This window comes from Paenibacillus sp. LS1 (assembly GCF_026013365.1).
In the GTDB taxonomy this organism is placed as follows: Bacteria; Bacillota; Bacilli; order Paenibacillales; family Paenibacillaceae; genus Paenibacillus.
The window spans coordinates 1,036,100-1,058,528 of sequence record NZ_JAPDOE010000001.1 but is presented as its reverse complement, the minus strand read 5'-3'; the positions used below and the strand labels follow the sequence as shown (position 1 = coordinate 1,058,528).

The 22,429-nt window shown below is 46.6% G+C and carries 17 protein-coding genes; 15 read left to right on the top strand and 2 right to left on the bottom strand.

Annotated elements, in window-relative coordinates; all coding sequences use genetic code 11:
• Positions 1-43: 43 nt before the first annotated feature.
• A complete protein-coding gene (locus OM416_RS04425) occupies positions 44-865 on the top strand; it encodes a carbon-nitrogen family hydrolase (protein WP_264927374.1) in 822 nt (273 codons plus the stop codon).
• A 91-nt stretch (positions 866-956) separates the two neighbouring features.
• Positions 957-1,142 carry a hypothetical protein gene (locus OM416_RS04420; RefSeq protein ID WP_017687767.1) on the top strand — a complete coding sequence of 62 codons (186 nt, stop codon included), beginning with the start codon at positions 957-959 and terminating at the stop codon, positions 1,140-1,142.
• A gap of 234 nt (positions 1,143-1,376) precedes the next feature.
• Here OM416_RS04420 and OM416_RS04415 read toward each other — a convergent pair whose 3' ends face one another.
• Positions 1,377-2,297 carry a LysR family transcriptional regulator gene (locus OM416_RS04415; RefSeq protein ID WP_264927372.1) on the bottom strand — a complete coding sequence of 307 codons (921 nt, stop codon included), beginning with the start codon at positions 2,295-2,297 and terminating at the stop codon, positions 1,377-1,379.
• 366 nt (positions 2,298-2,663) lie between these two features.
• Between OM416_RS04415 and OM416_RS04410 the strand changes: the two genes are divergently transcribed.
• The 5 genes from OM416_RS04410 to leuD all read left to right on the top strand — a co-directional run bounded on the left by OM416_RS04410 (position 2,664) and on the right by leuD (position 9,383).
• Positions 2,664-4,577, top strand: a complete 1,914-nt coding sequence (locus tag OM416_RS04410; RefSeq protein ID WP_264927370.1) for a beta-glucoside-specific PTS transporter subunit IIABC — start codon at positions 2,664-2,666, stop codon at positions 4,575-4,577.
• Between the two features lie 36 nt (positions 4,578-4,613).
• Positions 4,614-5,453: a BglG family transcription antiterminator LicT gene (licT, locus tag OM416_RS04405; RefSeq protein ID WP_264927368.1), complete on the top strand. Its 840-nt coding sequence runs from the start codon at positions 4,614-4,616 to the stop codon at positions 5,451-5,453.
• A gap of 45 nt (positions 5,454-5,498) precedes the next feature.
• Positions 5,499-6,956 (top strand): glycoside hydrolase family 1 protein, encoded by a 1,458-nt coding sequence (locus OM416_RS04400; RefSeq protein WP_264927366.1) that lies wholly within the window; start codon positions 5,499-5,501, stop codon positions 6,954-6,956.
• A gap of 371 nt (positions 6,957-7,327) precedes the next feature.
• Positions 7,328-8,749, top strand: coding sequence for a 3-isopropylmalate dehydratase large subunit (gene leuC, locus OM416_RS04395; RefSeq protein ID WP_264928807.1), 1,422 nt, complete (start codon positions 7,328-7,330; stop codon positions 8,747-8,749).
• Positions 8,750-8,780: 31 nt separating this feature from the next.
• Positions 8,781-9,383: a 3-isopropylmalate dehydratase small subunit gene (gene leuD, locus OM416_RS04390; RefSeq protein WP_169482515.1), complete on the top strand. Its 603-nt coding sequence runs from the start codon at positions 8,781-8,783 to the stop codon at positions 9,381-9,383.
• Positions 9,384-9,497: 114 nt separating this feature from the next.
• Here leuD and OM416_RS04385 read toward each other — a convergent pair whose 3' ends face one another.
• A complete protein-coding gene (locus OM416_RS04385; RefSeq protein WP_264927363.1) occupies positions 9,498-10,067 on the bottom strand; it encodes a hypothetical protein in 570 nt (189 codons plus the stop codon).
• A 350-nt stretch (positions 10,068-10,417) separates the two neighbouring features.
• On the opposite strand from OM416_RS04385, the gene OM416_RS04380 reads away from it, so the two are divergent.
• From OM416_RS04380 to OM416_RS04345, 8 genes are all read left to right on the top strand, one after another.
• Positions 10,418-10,561: a hypothetical protein gene (locus OM416_RS04380; RefSeq protein WP_264927361.1), complete on the top strand. Its 144-nt coding sequence runs from the start codon at positions 10,418-10,420 to the stop codon at positions 10,559-10,561.
• 9 nt (positions 10,562-10,570) lie between these two features.
• On the top strand, positions 10,571-11,824 hold the full coding sequence (locus tag OM416_RS04375; RefSeq protein ID WP_264927359.1) for an N-acetylmuramoyl-L-alanine amidase family protein: 1,254 nt from the start codon (positions 10,571-10,573) through the stop codon (positions 11,822-11,824).
• A gap of 257 nt (positions 11,825-12,081) precedes the next feature.
• Positions 12,082-13,491, top strand: a complete 1,410-nt coding sequence (locus OM416_RS04370; protein ID WP_264927357.1) for an N-acetylmuramoyl-L-alanine amidase family protein — start codon at positions 12,082-12,084, stop codon at positions 13,489-13,491.
• A gap of 35 nt (positions 13,492-13,526) precedes the next feature.
• Positions 13,527-14,204, top strand: coding sequence for a GerMN domain-containing protein (locus OM416_RS04365; protein ID WP_264927355.1), 678 nt, complete (start codon positions 13,527-13,529; stop codon positions 14,202-14,204).
• 72 nt (positions 14,205-14,276) lie between these two features.
• A complete protein-coding gene (locus OM416_RS04360; protein ID WP_264927353.1) occupies positions 14,277-17,015 on the top strand; it encodes an S-layer homology domain-containing protein in 2,739 nt (912 codons plus the stop codon).
• Between the two features lie 163 nt (positions 17,016-17,178).
• Complete coding sequence (gene nth, locus OM416_RS04355) at positions 17,179-17,874, top strand: endonuclease III (protein WP_036607558.1); 696 nt, start codon at positions 17,179-17,181, stop codon at positions 17,872-17,874.
• Positions 17,875-17,897: 23 nt separating this feature from the next.
• On the top strand, positions 17,898-18,170 hold the full coding sequence (locus OM416_RS04350) for a hypothetical protein (protein WP_017687779.1): 273 nt from the start codon (positions 17,898-17,900) through the stop codon (positions 18,168-18,170).
• 310 nt (positions 18,171-18,480) lie between these two features.
• Positions 18,481-22,158 (top strand): dynamin family protein, encoded by a 3,678-nt coding sequence (locus OM416_RS04345; protein ID WP_264927347.1) that lies wholly within the window; start codon positions 18,481-18,483, stop codon positions 22,156-22,158.
• Positions 22,159-22,429 lie beyond the last annotated feature (271 nt).

The window sequence follows — 22,429 nt, the reverse complement described above, 5'->3', positions numbered from 1 at the left end:
CAAGCTATGATAGCAGGTATTACGGTTCAGAGGAGTGCTTGTCATGACAGAAAACGAACAGGGAGAAATGCGTGTAGCCTTGATTCAGGGCGATATTCAGCTCGGAGACCCTGAGGCCAATCATAAACATATGCAGACGTTACTTGAACGTGCGGTAGAACAATATCCGGATCTGGGGCTGGCGGTGTTACCTGAGATGTGGAATACGGGCTACGCTTTGTCGCAAATTCATGAACTCGCTGACCCGGAAGGCCAGAAATCCCGGGAGTGGCTGTCTGCTTTTGCCCAAAAACATCAAATTTCCATCGTTGGCGGTTCAATCGCTGAGAAACGGGATGGTCAAATATACAATACAATGTACGCTTATAATCGTGAAGGAAAACAGGTAACTCGATACGATAAATTACATTTGTTCCGTCTGATGGATGAAGAGAAATATCTACAGCCTGGTGCGGAACCTGAAATTTTTGAATTGGAGAACGGTCTTACAGCGGGTGCTTCGATCTGTTATGATATCCGGTTTCCGGAACTTGCCCGCACACTTGCTTTGAATGGTGCCAAGGCATTGATCGTACCGGCCGAATGGCCGAACCCTCGTTTGCACCACTGGCGTACGTTGCTTACGGCACGAGCGATTGAGAATCAGATGTATGTGATCGCATGTAACCGTGTAGGTAAAGGGGGAGAGACCGAATTTTTCGGACATTCCCTCATCATTGATCCTTGGGGTGAGATTGTGGCTGAAGGTGGCGAAGGAGAAGAGATCGTGACCGGAATTATTCGTCCATCTCTGGTAGATGAGGTTCGCGGACGGATTCCCGTGTTTGAGGACCGTAGACCTGGCGTTTATTTTGGCGAAAAATAAAAAAAATGAAATAAATTCTGCAGAGAAAGTGTTTATTCTTCCAGGACACGGGTAATGATAACTATCCCGTTACCAAGGAGATGATCAATCAATGGACAACCATGTGAAAGATACGCTCAGGAGACTGGAACAGGATAACACAAGGGAAGATCACTTAAGGGCATTCTTAGAGAATGGAGCAGGAGGGCTATCACCCCCTGATTCTACTGTTCAGGATGAAGGCCGTGTCATGAATCAGCAAAACAGGCTGACAAGCGATCGTAATTTGCGTAAATAAACCGCCAAACATGAAGTTTTCTTATGTACGTTTCTACGTTAACATTATAAATTAGCATTGAAGCTAAACGACTTAACAAGCAACATTGTACTGTAACCAGATACTGTGATTGCAATGTAAGAACTCTATCCTGCGGATGCGGGAAACGAGTATATGACAAAGGCTTGGCCCATTTGGGTCAAGCCTTTGTTTTGGTTCAGTACCATATGTCTCCATATCCATAGGCGCAATTCATTAGTCTCCTTGAGACAGTTCGGCCACGGTTTGTTGAAACGTATGAATGAATGCTTCGGCTGCCTTCGACAGCACTCTGCCTTGACGATAAGCCACAACAAGTGTTCTGCTGGGTGTCGGCTCAGCAAGCGGGACGTAAACAGGCACGAATTCACTGCGTGGGGCACGGGCGATAAAGCGTGGAACCAGTGTGATACCCATACCAGTGGCGACCAGCGACTGAACGGTTTCAATATTTGTGCTCTCAAACACAACTTGGGGATCGAAGCCAGCCTGCTCACAGAGATCAAATGTAAGTTTGCGGAAGCCCTGTCCTTTTTTCAATACAACAAAGGGTTCATCCCGAAGTTCTTCAATTCGCACAGGTAGCAAATGTTCCGGATCTGCTCTGCGAGCGAGGGGATGATTCGGTGGAACTGCCAGATCAATCCGTTCCTCTCCAATGGCAACGTAGGCGAGACTTGCTTCTTGTAAAGGAAGCGATAGCAGACTGAGATCTGCTTTGCCGCTTGCAGTCAATTTCTCAAGCGTAAGACCGGAGTCTTCTAACAAGGTGACTTCAACCTCGGGATACGCTTGTTGGAACGCAGGAAGCACGTGTGGGAGCAGGTGTGAGCCTGTGATGGGCATGCTGCCCACAACGACTTTACCTTTGCGCAGCTGGGAGATGTCTGACATCTCCTGACGCAATAGCTCCACGGCATCTACGATCTTTTGGGCTTGCTCGACAAACGTAACACCGGCATGGGTTAACTCCACGGTACTCGTATTACGCTGAAATAGCAGGACTCCCAATTCTTTTTCCAATTTGGATAATTGCTGGCTTAATGAAGGCTGGGCAATATGCAGCTTCTCTGCTGCCCGAGAGAAATTTCGTTCGGCCGCGATTTGCAGCGTATATTGAAGTTGTCTGAATTCCATTGTCATTGGTCATTCCTTTCGTTATGCCATCATTATATCACTACAGATGAAGAAATCATTAATTTCGCTTAACCGCTTGCACTGTATCAGAAGAGTTGATATACTGATTTTGAAAACGCTTAAGAGAACTACTTACCCGGGTAAAACAAAATCAACGTTTTCATATGTGACAGCTTCAAGCTTTAGTACGAATACATTTCAAATATTCATATTCTTTTTCGTTCATATAATTGAATAACATTCATCCAACGATGGCGTGTTACTGTTCGGCAGGCAAGACCTAGATTGGGTGGGAAGAGTTTCTTTTTCCTACCCTTTTTAGGTCTTTTTTTGTTCCCATCAAGAAGAAATGGCGGAGGTGTCGTTATGAATTCCAAAAAGCTGGCTCAGGAAATTTTGGAGCATGTAGGTGGAAATAATAACATCAATCAAGTAATTCATTGTTCAACAAGATTACGTTTTACACTTAAGAATTCAAAGCTTGCCAATACAGAAGAGATCAAACGGTTAGATGGAGTCATAGGAGCTGTGGATAGTGGCGGGCAATATCAGGTCATCATTGGTAATGATGTAAGTTATGTATATAACGAACTGGCTCCGTTAGTAAGTATGGACACTGCCAGTGATGAGGTTAAGCCTCAACGGGATTACAGTCCCAAGGGTTTGTTTAATGCTTTTGCCAATGTCATCGCAGGCATCTTCCAACCGATTATTCCGGCTATTGCAGCCTCTGGAATGCTCAAAGCTCTGCTGTTGCTGGCTACCGTCTTCGGCATAATGACCAAAGAAGATCAGGCTTACGTATTTTTGAATGCGATCGCGGATGCAGGCTTTTATTTCCTGCCCATGCTGCTTGCCTTCTCAAGTGCAAACAAGTTTAAGGCCAATCCATATATAGCCGTGTTACTGGGAGGGGTTATGCTTCATCCCAACATGATTGGTCTTCTGGGTGGAGAGGAACCGGTGTATTTCCTTGGTATGAACGTGCCGAATGTTGCTTATGCAACTTCCGTCATCCCAATTATTTTGACCGTTTGGTTCATGTCATATATCGAACGTTTCGCTGATAAAGTATCGCCCGGTCCTGTAAAAATATTTTTAAAACCGCTCATTGTGATTCTGATTGTTGCCCCGGTTTCGCTGATTGCACTTGGTCCATTGGGCACATATATCGGTACGGGAATGTCAGAGGGTGTCTTCTGGATACAGGATAAAGTGGGCTGGGTAACGGTCGTTATTATGTCGATGTTAATGCCATTTATCGTGATGTTTGGGATGCACAAAGTGTTTTATCCTGTGATCTTTGGAGCAATTGCTTCACCTGGTTACGAAACACTGTTCCTCGTCTCAATGCTTGCTGCCAACATGGCACAAGGGGGAGGAGCGCTCGCCGTAGCATTCAAATCGAAAGACCCAAAAATGAAACAGATCGCCTTATCTGCCGGGATTTCAGGTATGTTCGGAATTACTGAGCCAGCGATCTATGGTGTACATCTCCGACTGAAGAAGACATTCTTGGCCTGTATCATCGGGGCGGGAGCAGCGGGTATGTTCGCGGGCATTGTCAATCTGAAGGCGTATACAGCAGTTGGCCCGGGTCTTGCCACATTGCCGATCTTTGTCAGTGATGATCCCAACAATATTTTATATGCGCTGATTACGGTTGCGATTTCTTCCGTTATTGCCTTTGTAGGCGTATTTCTGATTGGGTTTCAGGATACAGTAGCAAGCCCGGAGTCTGCCAATGCGAGTAAGCCATCAGGTGAGCCAGTTTCTCCAATCACCATGGATTCTCAGTCGCAAACTTCGGTTTCAGGACTGAAATCCAAAAAAGTGGTTTTTGCTCCTTTGGAAGGTAAGGTACTGCCTCTAAGAGAGGTGAAGGACGAAGCCTTCTCACAAGAGGCCATGGGACAAGGTATGGCGATTCAGCCAAGTGCTGGAAAGGTGTTTGCCCCGTTTGATGGTACCGTTGAGACGGTGTTCCGAACCAAACATTCCATCGGTCTGAGATCGGTAGAAGGGGTAGAACTTCTGATTCATGTCGGATTGGATACGGTGAAACTGAAAGGCCAGCATTTTGATGTAAAAGTGAACGAAGGAGAACAGATCTCCCATGGTCAGCTCCTGATCGAATTTGATCTTGAAGCTATACAAGCCGCAGGTTATGACACCACGACCCCTGTAATCGTGACCAATTCCTCGGACTATCTGGAGGTACTGGGCAATGAATCTGTAGCAATGACGGGACCGGGGAAACCATTAATTACGGTGTTATAACCCGCTGAAATATGAATGAAAGGCAGGCAGCCTGATATGGAAGTCGTAAAAATATTGAATTCGAGCATTGTTCTCGCCAGACGTGGTGAGGATGACAAGGAAATTATTGTGATGGGAAAGGGCATCGGCTACAGGAGCAAACCGGGAGATGTCGTGAGTGAGGATGAGGTCGAGAAGATCTATGTCCTTGAAAATGAAACGATCTCTTCCGATCTCACTGCCCTGATGAAGGAAACGCCAAAAGAATATCTGATTCTGGCTGACGAAATCATCTCCCATGCCAAACATACATTGTCCCGCCATCTGAGTGATCATCTCTATGTCGCATTAACGGATCACCTGTATATGGCCATGAAGCGATTCAAGGACAATATGACGATCCAGAACCGTATGCTGTGGGAAGTAAAAAAGTTCTATCCCCAGGAGTTCAGTATCGGGTTGCATGGCCTGTCTCTCATTCAAAAACAGCTTGGTCACTCCCTGCCTGAAGAGGAAGCGGCCAATATCGCCTTTCATCTCGTTAATGCCCAGCAGAATGATGACAATATGAATCAGGTCATGATGATGACCAATACAGTCAAGGATGTACTCAATATTATCAAAATTCACTATCACGTGGAGCTGGATACACACAGCATCAACTATTCACGCTTTTTGACCCATTTGCAGTTTTTCATTCAACGGCTCTTTGAGCATAAAACCTTAAATACGCAGGATCATGAGCTCTTTGAACAGATTGCGAATAAATACCCGCAGGAAGAAGCCTGCGTACTTCTAATCAAGGATTATATTGAAGCCCGGTTTGAACATACGATCTCCAATGAGGAAATGATGTATTTGATTATTCATATTAATCGAGTCATGAGTCGTAATTAAGCAAGAATGAAAGAGTCAAAGAGATAATCCAAGGAGGAATACACAATGACCAATACAACAAGAACGTTTCCAGAAGATTTTCTATGGGGAGGGGCAATAGCTGCCAATCAAGCCGAAGGAGCCTGGAATGTGGACGGCAAAGGTCTATCAACAGCCGACATTGCTATCTATAGAAAAGGTGTGGCCAAGAGTGAGTATAAGAAGCATAATGCCATTAATGAAGAACAGATTACGACTGCGATGGAGTCTACCTCGGATAGAGAATATCCGAAACGCAGAGGCATTGATTTCTACCACCGCTATGAGGAGGATCTGGCCCTGTTTGGGGAGATGGGTCTCAAAACATTGCGTCTATCTATTGCGTGGACTCGAATTTTCCCGAATGGCAACGAAACAGAGCCGAATGAAGCCGGTTTGCAATTCTATGACCGCGTTATTGATGGCATGCTGAAACAAGGAATTGAACCTCTGATAACGTTGTCTCATTATGAAATGCCAATGTATCTGGTGAATCACCACGGTGGATGGACAGATCGAAAAGTCGTCGATTATTTTGTCCACTTTTGTAAAACCGTGTTCACCCGTTATAAGGATAAAGTGAAGTATTGGATTACATTTAATGAAATTGACAGCATTGTTCGTCATCCGTTTACCAGTGGTGGTATTGTTCCAGAACGTTTTGAGAATGTGGAGCAGGCCGTATATCAAGGGCTACATCATCAATTTGTAGCAAGTGCGCTCGCAGTGAAATACTGTCATGAGATCATTCCCGGTTCCCAGATCGGATGTATGCTTACCAAACTGACGACGTATGCCCATACATGTAATCCAGAAGACGTACTCGTTGCTTCCCGGGATAATCAATTCAATCTTATGTTCACGGATGTACAGGTGCGTGGAGCGTATCCGTACTTTACGAAGAGATTTTTTGCGGAAAAAGGGATTAACCTGGATATGCTTGAGGGGGATGAAGAGATTCTGAAAGTACACACTGTGGACTTTATCTCATTCAGTTATTATATGTCTTTGGTATCGAGTGTGGATGGCGACCGATTGGAACAGGTGAGTGGCAATACAACTGGGGGAGTGAAGAATCCGTACCTGCAAACGAATGATTGGGGGTGGCAGATTGACCCGGTAGGTCTACGCATCTCACTGAATGAACTGTACAGCCGTTATGAGGTGCCCTTGTTTATCGTTGAAAATGGGATTGGAGCGGTAGACAGGATTGAAGCTGATGGTAGCATTCAGGATGATTATCGTATTGCTTATTTCCGTTCTCACATTGAACAGATGCATGAAGCGATTCTGGACGGTGTTGAACTGCTGGGCTATACCAGTTGGGGCGTGATTGATCTGATTAGTTATTCTTCTTCAGAGATGGAGAAAAGGTATGGCTTTATTTATGTGGATCAGGATAATGACGGCAATGGAACACTGGAGAGAAAACGCAAGCAAAGTTTCTATTGGTACAAAAATGTGATCGCGAATAACGGCTTGTAATACACTAGTAGGACAAGCACTGTCATAAGAAGGCGTTGAATGGTAATGTTCATCTCATAAGAAAGTAGGAAAACAGCCCTGGATTCAGGGCTGTTTTTTCTTGTTCTAGATAAAAAGCATTGACAGCGAAGAGGCGGGAACGTAGTATAAGACTTATATGATAATGATAATTGTTATCAATTAAAACCTCTGCTATGAGCAGTGGTTTATTTGTCTTTCCCTCATTATAGGTTAAACCTATTACATCTATAGATATTATATCTTGGAACAATGAAGGACAGGGTGATATATTTATGTCATTCAAGAGCTTCACTTTTTAGAGGAAAACACGAGGCTCTTCCAAGGACCGAACTTATGATGAGGTGAAAATGATGAGTAAAAAAACGATGTTTGAGAAAATTTGGGAAAATCACGTAATTCATCAAGAAGAAGGCAAACCAAGCATTCTGTATATCGATCTGCATCTGGTGCATGAAGTAACTTCTCCGCAGGCATTTGAAGGACTTCGTCTGAGTGGACGTAAAGTTCGTCGCCCTGAGCTGACATTTGCAACAATGGACCACAACGTTCCAACGAAAGACCGTTTCAACATTACAGATCCAATCTCCAAACAACAAATTGATACACTTTCGCAAAACTGCCGTGATTTCGGCGTGAAATTGTATGATCTGGATACGATTGATCAAGGCGTTGTTCACGTTATGGGACCTGAACTGGGTCTGACTCACCCGGGCAAAACGATTGTATGTGGTGACAGTCATACGTCCACACACGGTGCGTTTGGCGCACTGGCATTCGGAATCGGAACCAGTGAAGTTGAGCACGTTATGGCAACCCAATGTTTGCAACAAGCGAAAGCCAAAACGATGGAAGTTCGTTTTGTCGGTAAACGTAACCCGGGTGTAACCGCGAAGGATATGATCCTCGCAGTCATCGCCAAATACGGTACAGACTTTGCAACAGGTTATGTTATTGAGTACACAGGCGAATCCATCCGTGAGTTGAGCATGGAAGAGCGTATGACGGTCTGCAACATGTCCATCGAAGGTGGAGCAAGAGCAGGATTGATCGCGCCGGATGAGACAACATTCGAATATCTGCGTGGACGTGAGTATGTACCAGCAGATGCCAAGTTCGATGAAGCTGTAGCAGGTTGGAAACAACTTGTAACAGATGAAGGTGCGGAGTTCGACCATGTAGTTGAAATCGATGTGGAAACATTGATTCCGCAAGTAACTTGGGGAACAAGCCCAGGTATGGGAACCGACATTTCTTCGAAAGTTCCTGTTCCGGCTGAACTGCCTACTGAAAATGAACGTAAAGCGGCTGAAAAAGCGCTTGAATATATGGGACTTGAACCGGGAACACCAATTGCCGAGATTCCAATTGACTATGTATTTATCGGTTCTTGCACCAATGGACGGATCGAAGATCTGCGTGCAGCAGCACAAGTGGCTAAAGGTCACACGGTATCCAGTCAGGTTACAGCAATTGTTGTACCAGGTTCAGGACGAGTTAAAATCCAAGCAGAACAAGAAGGTTTGGATAAAATCTTTACGGAAGCAGGATTTGAATGGCGTGATGCGGGATGCAGCATGTGTCTGGCGATGAACCCGGATGTATTGAAGCCAGGACAACGTTGTGCTTCAACGTCCAATCGTAACTTTGAAGGACGCCAAGGACGCGGAGGACGTACGCATCTGGTATCTCCGGCAATGGCAGCAGCAGCAGCGGTTAAGGGTCACTTTGTGGATGTACGGGACTGGAATTTCAAAACGGAAGCAGCGATCTAATTTATAACAGACAGAAGGGAGAACGTTTAATATGGAAGAATTCAAAACATTACAAGGCATCGTTGCACCGGTAGACCGGGTCAATGTAGATACAGATGCAATCATTCCGAAACAGTTTTTGAAACGGATTGAACGTACCGGATTTGGGCAATTTTTGTTCTATGAATGGCGTTTCGATGAAGAGGGCAACAACATTCCTTCTTTTGAAATGAACAAACCTCGTTACGAAGGGGCATCCATCCTGATCTCGCGTGCCAACTTTGGCTGTGGATCTTCCCGTGAGCATGCGCCATGGGCGATTATGGATTACGGATTCCGTTGTGTCATCGCTCCATCTTATGCGGACATCTTCTATAATAACTGCTTTAAGAACGGAATCTTGCCAATCAAGCTGTCAGAAGAGCAAGTTGAAGACCTGTTCCAACGTACAGCGACACATGAAGGCTATGAGATGAATGTGAATCTGGAAAACAAAACGATTACTGATGCATACGGACTGCATATCGATTTTGATCTGGATGAGCATCGTCGTCAATTCCTATTGCAAGGACTGGACGATATCGGTCTGACCCTTCAACATGATGATGAGATCGCTGCGTATGAACAGCGCCACGCGGCAAAACTGTTCGGTTAATCGTTAAAGTATCAGACAAGTAAAAAGCTTCTGCCTCCCCAAAGGAATCTTGTTCCTATGGGTGAGACAGAAGCTTTTTGTAATTTCAGAAGGTAATTTATATTAATGAGTCATCTATACGTAGAACTCCTGATCCTTCTTGGCCGAGTACTTCAACACGTACTCCCCGTCATTCTCCAGTTCTCTGGATGCAATTTTGGTTCGGGTGTAGTCTAGTCGCGTCTCTTTAAGCACACGCTTAATCGCTTGAATCCCGAGTTTTTCATCCACAACATAACAGTATATATTCAATGCGAACGCCGTGACCGGATTTGCTGTCTTGCCCATATCGTGCCCATCGACAACGCCCAGCCCTTTCCAGCCCAGCTCACTGATCAGTGCCTCACTAGCCTTATCCTTGAGCCACAGATCACGTTTACTTCCTGCCATACTCTTCATGGGATATTGGATAAGCAATACGTAACCGTACTGATTAGCCGCTTCCTCATAGCCCTGATCTGTGAAGCGCGTTAGAAAATCACTTTTGTATTCGGCCTCATCACGATACGAACCGGGCAAGTCTGTTCTAGTCGTTGTGCCATAAGTTCCAACTGTACCGATGTGTTCCACAACCTGTCCTTCTTCAATCCAGTATTCCGCATAAAGTATCTTGCTATCTGATTCTTTCTTATATAGAGTGAGCATTCATTTCCCTCCTAGTCGTTTGTTTTGTCTAATAAATCACTTTTTTTGCAGCAATTCCTGTGCCAGTATATGTATACTTTAAAGTTACATTAATAGAGGTAATATCGTCAATATATGACATCCTTGAAACGATATTGATATACATTCATGTAAATAGTGATCTTATGCTTGAATGTGATCTTCTTTTTTTATCTTATTTCCGACTGAATATGACAACGTTGTAACCGGATGAAGGGGCAATATCTGATAAACTGATTAGTAGATTATGGAAGGTTACATAGCGTCATTGATGTTACGCTGTAGAGAATCAGGTCGGATGTTCAAAAGACAAAAAGAATGGTGGATGAGGTATGAAAAAATGGTCGGCAGCAGTCGTTTTTCTTCTGTTCCTATGTTTATTTCCAGTCATGGCCCACGCAGACACCACTCCCTCGATTGTGCTCGACGGTGTAACCATTAATCAGCAGACGGGAGCACCTGCAGAAAATATCTGAAAGACGGTCATGGTTCCGATTCGAATTGTATCCGAGAACCTGGGATATGAGGTGAAGTGGGAGAAGGCAACCAAGTCAGTCCAGGTTCAAAAAGGAAACAGCACGATTCAAATGACGGCTGGCAAGGATGCAGCTACAGTGAATGGAACCGTGGTGAATCTGGATTCGCCCCCACTGATCAAACAAGGAACGACGCTTGTTCCTTTACGCTTTGTCGGGGAAGGCATGGGTCTGCGTGTGGGTTGGGACAATGGAACCAAGACAGTAAGCCTATTTAGTATTCCTCCAGTAGTTGGTACGGAAAGTGACAGTGACCCCGTCGAGACGCCGGTCCCGGACGGTCTGACAGAACTTCAAGGCATCAGCTTCAGCGGAGATCGTTTGATTGTAGCGACAAACGGTAATATTAGCCCCAAAGTATCCAGTCTTGGTGGGCCAGATCGCATTATTGTTGATCTGCCTGCGGCGACATTTTCTCAGGATTTCATTCAGGGACAAGCCTCTAATCCGGACGGCAGTGGACAAATTCTCGTTACGGATTCATCCCTCGTGTCCAAAGTTCGGTATGCCATGTTCAGCAAAACACCTTCCACCGTACGTGTCGTTTTGGACCTGACTCAGACGGCCACAGCCAAATGGTCAGTTGGAGATAACAATGTCTTACTCGTTGACCTGACAGCCACGAGTGGAAAACCTACAAGCCAACCAGCAGTACCTACGAATGATGGCAAAACGATTGTGGTCATTGATCCGGGACATGGTGGTCGTCAATCTGGGGCAGTGAGTTTGTCAGGAGCTTATGAGAAAGATTTCAATCTGGCTGTAGGGCTGAAGGTTCAGGCAATCCTTCAACAATACCAAGATATTCAGACGGTCATTACACGCCAGGATGATACAGAGCTTTCACTTAAACAGCGTGTAGATATTGCTGAATTGAATCAGGCTGATGTTTTTGTGTCCATTCATGGGAATAAATTCACCACACCCGTACCAAACGGCATTGAGACGCTATACAGTCGCAAAGAAAGCAAGACTTTGGCTGACACTCTTCACAAATATGTATTGCCGGTAACAGGACTCAAGGATCGTGGTGTTAAAACGGCGAGTCTGCATGTGACCCGGGAAACAACCATGCCTGCTGTGTTACTTGAACTTGGTTTTTTAAGCAACCCAACGGATGAAGCAGTTATGCTCACCGAAGAATACCAGGACAAATGTGCACAGGCGATTGTAGACGGAATTGTTGAATTTTTGGGACTGTAAAGTAGATTGTGCGCAAATATGAAGGTTAGGGTAGTACGTTGTTTAGAGATGTATATTTGATAAATAAGGAAAGAAACAGACATTAAAATGTAAAAAAAGCTTGATCTGACAACGTTTTTTTCTGTTATGTTGGAATATATTCGCAACTTTTGAGAGCGAGGGGCGTCTAATAGGTGTCTGGTAATGCCCAAGCGGTCAGTCGGAGTTGGAAAATGACAACATGCGGCAAAAAAATATGAGAATGGTAGGGGTGAAGGATGAAGAAGTTCGGTTTTTTGGTACTGTTATTTGTCTTTGGGCTCGTTTTCCCGGGCTATAGTCATGCAGCAACAGACACGAAAATTATCCTAGACGGAAAAGAAATCGTACAGCCATCGGACACGAAGGCGGAAATTATCAACAGCAAGGTGATGGTTCCGATCCGGGTTGTGTCCGAAAATCTTGGGTATAGCGTGGAGTGGAAGCAGCAAACGCAAACGGTGACTATCAGCAAAGACAACACTGCCATGCAGATGATTGTTGGACAGAAGACGGCAACGGTGAACGGCAGTAACGTAAACCTGGATGCCCCGCCACTCGTGAAAAATGGTACTACACTCGTGCCTCTCCGATTTATTGGTGAGGAAATGGGTCTTAAGGTGGGTTGGAACAATACCACGAAGACGGTAACATTAGTTACCCAGAATTCAGGTTCCGGAAACGGGACAACCACACCTCCGAACTCTGGCAATGAAGGCGGAGGATCGGATCAGGAAGGTCTTGTACTGGTGAACGGCATCAGCTTCAGCGACAACCGCTTCATAATTGCAACTAGCGGAAGTACGAAGCCGAACGTCTTCACGATGACAGGACCGGATCGAATCGTAATAGACTTGCCGAATACCGCATTTGCTGATTCATTCAGTGAAGGACAGGCTCTAGACAGCAACCAGAATGGACAACTCGTCGTTAGCGGTTACCCGGATGTGTCTAAGATTCGTTACTCGTTATACAGCAACAGTCCGTCTACACTTCGTTTTGTTATCGATCTGTCCAGTTCAAAAGGGTACAGCGTGCAAAATGACTCCGGACTGATCATGATTAACCTGGACAATCAAAGTGGTACACCTGCTCCTCCAGTTGGTGATAATGGCAAAAAAGTTGTCGTTATCGATGCAGGTCATGGAGATCAGGATCCTGGGGCAATCGGTGTAACAGGCAAACGTGAAAAAGACTTCAATTTGGCAATGGCTCTGAAAGTGGAAGCCTTGTTGAAAAAAGAATCCAAAATTGACGTTGTGTTAACGCGCAGCGATGATACATTTTTGGCGTTGAAAGAACGTGTGAAGATTGCACAAGACATAAAAGCGGATATTTTCATCTCCATTCATGCTAACAGTGGCCCTGCTGCTGCGAACGGTGTAGAGACATTCTATACACGCTCCAACAGCAAAGCACTTGCTACAGTGATGCACAAGTATCTTTTGCAGTCTTCCGGACTGAAAGATCGTGGAGTGAAAACGGCAAGTCTCCATGTAACCCGTGAAACGACAATGCCAGCAGTATTGCTGGAAGGTGGATTCCTTAGCAATAAGAGCGACGAAGCAGCTCTGTTCACTGAGAGTTTTCAGAACAGTGTTGCCAAAGGCATTGTTGCAGGAATCAAGGAGTATCTGGGAATTAAATAAGGGACAAGCCCTTATGTTGAGGAGGCGGAGTTAGAATGAATAAGAAAATATGGATTGCAGCCTTGCTGGTAACGGTTATGGCAGTTGCTGCTGGATGTGGAAGCAAGCCAACAGCTGCTCCGAATCAGACGCAAGGCGCAGGAACTGAGACCAATGTAACCGAGGTTGAAGGCGAAACAATTACCGAACCGGTAACTGCTGAACCTGAAGAGAACACAACACCTACAGAATCCACGGAAGGCAGCTCGGAGGGAACGACTACAACTACTCCGCCAAGCGAAACGTCTACGGAGACGCCAGCAACTTCCGAGGGTAATGAAAAGAAAACGATCACTGTATTCTATACGGATGAAGAAGAACTGGAGTTGCACAAAGCTTCGGCAGAGATTTCATACGCATCTGATGATGCCAAATATAAGGCTGCTTTTGAATCACTGCAACAGAGCAAAGATGCTAAACTGGTTCCACTGTGGGCTAAAGAAATTGAATTGAAATCTGTACAGTTCAAAGATGGAGCCCTTACGCTGGATATTCATATGCCAGATACGGCACGTCTTGGTGCAGGTGGAGAATCCTATGCGCTGGATGCTCTGAAACAAACATTCTTCCAGTTTGATGAAGTTAAATCACTTGACTTACTGGTGGACGGTCAGCAGTCCGAGAGTCTGATGGGCCATGTGGATCTTGAACATCCAATGACAAGATCCGAATAGGCTAGACAGCATGCTGTCGTACCGGGAATCCACGGAATATAGGTCGTTTTACATGAGAGAGGGGAATCATAGGTGACTTTTAAATATAACCATCCATCACACTCTAAAAAAGTAGTATCAGCCGTGCTTGCAGGCATGATGGCCCTTAGCGCCGGCGGAGCTGCAATGGCAGCAGAATCAACAGAATCGGGGCAGGGTCAGACTGCTGCAATAACAAACACGGCTGCACCAACTGGTTTGTTCAGTGATATCAAGGTCGGATACTGGGCTGAGAAACATGTGTACAAACTGGCATATCAAGGCATTCTTCTCGGAAATAACGGCCTGTTCCGTCCAGGAGACGCGGTAACACAGCAAGAAGCTGTAACGATGGCAATCCGTTTTATGAATCAAGAGGGCCAGTTGAATACCGACACGGCTGCGGCATTACCGACAAACATGGAAGTGGGAAATTATTTCAAGCCATATGTCGCGCTGGCACTTCAACTGGGACTGATTGATAAGACGGAAGAATCAACGGTGGATGTATCCAAGACATCCTGGGGTCAAAAACCGGCTTCACGGGAATGGATTACGAAATTGTTAATTCGTTCATTGGACAAGGATGCTGAAGCCAAGGCTCAAAACAATCAATCTACCGGATTTGCTGATAATGCAGATATCTCCGAAAGTGGTAAAGGTTATATCAATCTGGCTGTTAGCCTGGATCTGGCCAAAGGTGTAGAAGGCAACAAATTCAATCCAACCGGTTCCGTAACCCGTGCTCAACTCGCTACCTTCTTCAGTCGTGGCGAATCGTTGACGGATACAGCGTATCCCAACACATCCACGGGTTATGTGACTGGATTGAAAGATGGGCAGATCACGCTGGTTGTGGACGGCAAAGCCGTTAACTTCGCAGTGAACAGCAGTACGCCTTACTTTACGAAAGACAGTGAAACTCGTGCTTCATCCACCGATGTGAAGCTGTATACGAAAGTTCAGGTTGTAGGTTCTACAGGTGTGGCTTCCTATGTGGAAGTCGTTGATGCGACACCGCAGGTGGAAAGCGTTGAGGGGACTTTTGCACGTTCATTGTCAGGAAATAAAATTGGTATCTTTGTGGGCGAAAATTACGAAACGTACAGTTATGATGAGGCAACTGCATTCATCGATCAAAATGGTAATACAATTAAACTGTCCGATATTACAGCAGATAGCATCATCGAAGTACAGCGGGAGACGTTCTCGGCTGACAAAAAAACAGTCGTTATTCGTGTGAAGTCCGGCATTGTGAACAAGAGTGACAATGGTGTCATTGCTGAAGTCTCTACTTCTGGCAAAACGATCAAGTTTGTTAATGCAGCGGGTGCTACAGAACAGTTTGCATACAATGACAATCTGATTATCACATATCAAAACCGTATTCTGTCAGTGGCTGATCTCAAAGCCGGCAGTGCCGTGAAATACACCGTAAAGGATAGTGTTCTGCAAACCATCGCATTGTCTCAAGGTGTGGAGCAATCTGTACGCGGAACATTGGTTGAGATCGGTGGCAACCAATCCACATTAACGTTCAAACGTGAAGGAGGTTCCCTTGAGGCGAAACTGCTGACTGCAAATCCGGAAGTCATTATCAATGGCATTCAGGATGCAACATTGAATGATCTGATCACAGACGCAACGAATGGGGATCAGGTGGAGCTGACATTGAACTCTGACGATCAGGTAACGCGTATTCAGGTCATTGGACGTCAAATGGAACCTATGAACGGGGTAACGGTTGTATCTTACAACAGTAAAACAAAGGTACTTACCGTACTGGACAACAACAAGAAGCCGTTTGTATTTACATTGGATGAGAAAACCAAACTGGATTACAATACGACCAAACCTACACTCGCTGGTCTGGAGTCGCTCTTAAATGATGGCCGCAAATTGGATCTGACCTATGTGGGAACTCGCGCATTGTCCGTTAAGGTGATTTATAAGTACGAAGGTACGATCAGCAACATTGATACTTCTGGCAAAAAAATTAGTTTATTGTCTGGTAATCAGACAATCACAGTGCCTTACACTACCGCTCCTGCGGTTGAGATCTATAACAAATCTGGCGCAAGTCTGGGAGATTTGAAGATTGGTGACAAAGTTACCGTAACGCTTGGAGCAAATCAGGATGTGGTGCAGAAGGTTGCACTGAACACTGTGGCTCAATTCGAAGTTGTTGCCTTGGAAGCAAATGGTCGTATTCGAGTGAAATCGGATCTGTTGACCAGTCAGTTCTACGTGGATCAAGCGGTACTGACAGGAGAAAGTGGTCAGACGATCACGCCTTCACAATTGACAGCAGGCAACCTGATTAATGTAACGTTTGAAGGAGCTACGCCAAAAGCGGTTCAAGTTGTGAAGCGTACGCTGGCTGAAGTTACAGCGGTGGATGCTTCATCTGTAACGCTCAAGCAGTTTAACGGCCAGACTGAAACTGTGCCTGTTAGTGGTTCGGTTAAAGTCTTAAAATCTGGCTCTACATTAACTTCACTAACGAGTCTTACGGTTGGAGATCGTGTCGAAATGACAAAAGATACGGATAATTCCACACGCTTCAGAGTGCTGACTGTCATGAGCAAACAATTCTGGTCTTATGATGGCGTTGGCAACCAGATTTTGGTTAAACGGGAAACGACAGCAGACACGAACTATCGTTTTGCACTCGGATCAAGTGTATTTGTTCACCAGGGTGACAATACTTTAAGCGTGCAATCTCTCAAAGATAATGATAATATTGTATTGTATCTCCTGAACAATGTTATTCTGGAGATTCAAAAACAGTAATCGTTTCTTTTCGAGGATCAAAAGAATGACCGTCTTGATACGGGATCTTTCCCGCATCAAGACGTTTTTTTTGCAAGCTTTTTGAGGTCCCCGCAAAGTACTTGGATGAAGCTTCGAAGTAAGGCTCCTCAGCATGGAGTCATTTTGTGGGAGGTAGCTCTTCATGAATGCAGCGACGGTTAGACATATACTCGAAACTATGGAAGCAATGTTTCCTGATGCACATTGCGAATTAAATCACAGCAATGCATTTGAATTGACGGTAGCTGTCCTTTTGTCTGCCCAGTGCACCGATGAAACGGTGAACAAGGTAACCGCAGATTTGTTCCAGAAATACAGAAGCCCAGCAGATTATCTGGCGGTTCCTCTCGAAGAGCTGGAACAGGATATACGGCGAATCGGTTTGTACCGGAACAAGGCCAAGCATATTCAGAACATGTGCCGAATTTTAATAGAGCAGTATGGCGGTGATGTACCGCAGGAACATGATCAGCTTGTGACGCTACCAGGTGTCGGGCGGAAAACCGCGAATGTAGTTGTTTCCAATGCGTTTGGCGTACCGGCAATTGCGGTAGATACTCATGTTGAACGAGTATCCAAGCGGCTGGCGCTTGCAGGTTGGGATGACTCCGTACTTGAAGTCGAAAAGAAACTAATGAAGCGCGTACCCCGGGATGAGTGGACTTTAACTCACCACCGGTTTATATTTTTTGGACGCTACCATTGCAAGGCACAGAACCCTGCGTGTCATATCTGTCCATTGCTGGACATATGCAGGGAAGGAAAAAAACGTATGAAAACGTCCCAAATCAGGAAAGATAAGGAACGTGTCACCACCCGAAAACGCAAAATAAATTAATGAGCAGAAAAGGATGAATAATCATGAAATGCATTTCCGTGTACACTGACAATTTTGAGGCCTTCTCCGATATCTTTGAACAAATCGTTGAACAGGAAATGGCTGAAAATGAAGAAAAAGAAGTAGAAGGCATCACAGTAAGCCATTCTGGCGACGTGCCTGAACATTATCTGGAGCGTATGTCCGTTAAACCAGAAGTTGTTGTTATGAGAGACAAAGGCAGAGACATCACAATTCTGCAACATGGACAAGTATTTGAAATTTTGCTTCCTTCCATGGAAAACGCAGTTTCTTAAGAAATGATTACACGATTTGTCTTGTTGCATTAGTGTCACAAGGATCGTTGTGGTTAAGTGATCGCATCGGATTTCATGCAACAGATACTTGGCGTAAGCATTTTGCTAAATGCCGAATATAGAACGTATTACGAGATAAAACCGACTTGGTCGGTTTTATTTTTTTTAGATGATAGAATTGATACGCTCTTTTATGCATATTCAATTCCAACCGTTCAAATTCAAACTTGATAATGTTAAAATAAATGTTGTAAAAGAGATAGACGTCGAAACGGATGTCAAATTAGAGGAGCCAGGGGGAAGGCCAGTCATGTCCAGAACAGATTACCCAAAAGAAATGGCTAAACCTCTGCTTCCGCTGCGTGAAGCGATGGAGCAGACAGGGGACCATACGGCTGTACAGGCTTTAACGGATTTAATCAGCAAGGCGGAAATGAAACATCTGACGATTGCGTTCTGTGGTCACTTCTCTGCAGGCAAATCGAGTCTCATCAACAGTTTATGCGGTAAGCGGGTGTTGCCTTCAAGCCCGGTGCCAACAAGTGCGAATGTGGTGTCCATACGTAATGGTAAGCCGAGAGCGCTTATTTATACATCTCCAAACGTAAGCGCTGACAATAGTGCAGGAACACTTGAAGTATCTCCAGAGGAATTGGAGGCGTATTGCAAAAATGGCGGAGCGTACAGCTCAATTGAGGTGTGGGATGATATCCGGCTGCTGAAAGATGATGCTGTCCTGCTGGATACACCAGGAGTGGATTCAACAGATCGCGGGCACAGTCTCGCGACCCATTCTGCGCTGCATCTGGCGGATGTGGTGTTCTATGTCATGGACTATAATCATGTTCAGTCCGAGACGAACCTTTCATTTGCCAAGAGTCTGTCGGATTGGGGGAAACCGTTGTTTCTGATCGTGAACCAGATCGACAAGCATCGGGATCGTGAGCTTTCTTTTGACCAATATACCGAAGGTGTGGAAGCTATATTTGCGGCCTGGGAAGTCAGATATGACGGACTGTTGTTTACTTCCCTTCGCGACAAGGAGCATCGCTACAACCAGTGGGATGTGCTCCCGGAACTCATTGGACATATGATGCAAGAGAAGGAAGCGTTAATTACGCACAGTTTGGCGAGTTCGGCCAGTCATGTAACAGAGCAACATCTGACAAGGCAAGCGGAGAAACGTGAGGACGAAGAGAGTTCCCTGCTGGATGAGATCGGTGGCAAGGAAGGCATTGAACGTTTGGAACGGGAGCTGGAGCTTCTCGATCAGCAAGCAGCAGACATTCGTACCGGACCTTCGCGAGTACGTGAGAAATTCAGGGCAGAACTGGAACCTCTTCTGGCGAATGCGAATCTTACACCTGCGGATATTCGTTCGTCGGCTGCTGCCTATTTGGAGAGTCGTAAACCGGGCTTCCGCGTGGGCCTATTATTCTCAGGTGGCAAAACCGAGCAGGAGAAACAACGCCGTGCTTCTGAACTGGTCAGACTGTTACAGGATCAGACTTCCGGACAAGTGGAGGTACATATTCGCACGATGCTCAGGCAGCTGGGTGAATCCCATCAGCTATGGGGAGCGGATTGGGAGCAGGCGCTCAATGCGGAGTTGCCTGCTGTAGATGAAGCACTATTGGAGATGAAGCGGAGTGCGAGTGCAGAGGTATCTCCAGAGTATGTGATTCAGTTCAGTAAAGATGTGCGGGGCGAGATTGAGGCCCGCTATCGCAGGTCGGCCATGATGCTGGCCGACCGCATGCTGGAGGCGCTGGGCGCGCGAGGCGAAGCCGCGCTCCAGGCGCTGGACGCCAGCCGCGCAGCGCTGCTGGCGCAATCCGCGGCGGCGGCGCGCTACACGGCGCTCCAGCGCAGCGCCGCCGCAGAGGCAGCAGGGCTGCGCAGCCTGCTGCCCTATGCGGGCCCCCTCCCCTCCGGGCTATTGCCGGAGGTGAAGGGCCCGCACGTGCCCGCGGTGCCTGAACCGGGCGAAGCTCCCGGTTCGCATGCGGGCACGTCAACGTCTGTGGCTGCGCGGCCACAGACGCCAGAGGCACCGCCAGCGCAGCGCGCAGCCGCAGCGGCGGTGCCTGGGCCATCGGCGGCGGCTGGTGCTGAACGCCGCCGACGCCTGGACTCAGCAGCGGCACGGCTTGAAGCCGCTGCTGCGCTGGTGGAGCCGTACCCCGCCATGGGGTCGGCGGTACGGGATCTGCGTGCACGCGCGGCTTCGCTTGCGGGCGGCACGTTCACTCTGGCGCTGTTCGGAGCATTCAGCGCCGGCAAATCCTCCTTCGCCAACGCGTTGCTGGGCGAAGCTGTACTACCCGTCTCGCCGCATCCAACAACAGCGGCGATTAACCGAATCATGGCTCCTGCCGGGGGCGCGGAGCATGGTACAGCCCGGGTCCGCATGAAGACCCGGGACGCCTTCCAGGAAGATCTAGGCTATTCCTTCCGACTACTCGGACTGGGTGAACCTGGAACCGAGTGGCAGAAGCGAGTTAAATCTCTCTCGCCACAGGATGTACATCCCGCGGGGCGCCCGCATTACAGCTTTTTGCAGGCAGCGGCAGCCGGCTGGGAAGAGACAGCGGACCAGCTGGGTCAGGATGTGCTGGTGGATCTGGAGGGTTACCGTAACTTTGTCGCGCACGAGAAGAAGTCTTGTTTTGTAGACAGTATCGATCTGTATTACAGTTGCGATGTGACTGAACAAGGCATTGTATTGGTGGACACACCAGGAGCGGACTCCGTGAATGCTCGTCATACGGGTGTAACCTTCAATTATATGAAGAATGCGGATGCACTCATTTTCGTAACGTATTACAACCATGCTTTCTCCCAAGGAGATCGCCAGTTCCTGAACCAGCTGGGACGTGTCAAAGATAGTTCTGCCATGGATCAGATGTTCTTTGTCGTGAATGCCAGTGACCTGTCTTCCTCCGAGGAAGAACTGGAGCAGGTTCTCGATCATGTGAGCACCCAACTGCGCAGTAATGGAATTCGGGCACCACGACTCTTCCCGGTATCCAGTATACTGGCGATGGAAGGTAAGATGGCAGGGGATTCGAGGCTGCTGGAGCAATCCGGATTTATCAGGTTTGAGGAAGAGTTCAACCAATTTGCAGGTAGAGAATTAGCTGATCTTGCCGTCGGTGGAGCTTCCGAAGAGATGGCACGTGTCATTCAGCGGTTGAAGAAGCGTGCCGAGGATGCAGCTCAGGGTGAGGAAGCATTGCAGCAGCGGCGGGATGAACTGGAGACCATTCAGGGACAGTCACGCCAGCGCATACAGCGACTTGCAGAGCGATCCATGAAGGAAGAATTGTCACAGGAAACAGCAGAATTGCTGTTCCATGTGCGGCAGCGACTTGCCTATCGTCTTGGTCTATTCATGGCAGAGGCATTCCATCCATCCGTACTTCGGGAGGATCTTGGCAATCTGAAGACGGCTTTTGCAGCCTGTGGACGTGAACTGTTACGCATGATTGCCATCGAACTGGAGCAGGAACTGCTCGCCACAACTCTCAGACTCGAACAGGCAGGTCAGACCTGGCTGATGAAGCAAGTTACGGAATGTATAGACGAGGTGAGACAGTTATCTGGGGGTTTAGATGTATCACTGCCATTGAACGAACGTTGGAGTACACCTGTGCTTGAAGAGGTTCGCCTGGAAGAACCGTCCGGATGGAAAAGCTATTTGAATTACTTCCGTAATCCAAAGCAGTTCTTCGAAGGGGATGGACGTCAGCGGCTACAAGAGGCACTTGATCCTGTCCTCAAACAGATGATCATTGAAGTTCTTCCTGCTGCGCAAGACAAGCTGATTCAGTTTTATGACAACCAGCTTCGTCAATCCTTGCAACACCAATCCCGTCAGTTGGAAGAACGTCTGGACGAGGCGGTGAGCGGAATTCAAGATACCCTGGAAAGCGGAATTCCTGCCGAGCAATGGTCGAGCTTGTCTGTACAACTGGAACAGATTTAACTCAGTTAAATTCGCGGTATAACGCGTAGTCTCTGGAAGTCTTTGTAAAACAAAATGAATGATACAGCAACAGATTGAAAATGTTGCGTAAATCAACCCAAAAAGGCTCCTGCCCAAAAGGCATACAGGGAGCCTTTTTTTGGTACGAACAACCTGAAATAAAGAGAATATTCAAACATTTGATTGAAAGGTGGGCATTTACCTTCGTTAATGCGTCAATAAGCTGAAAGCAGGCAGAATATGGTCTGTTATTCGCTTTGCCGCGAATGGG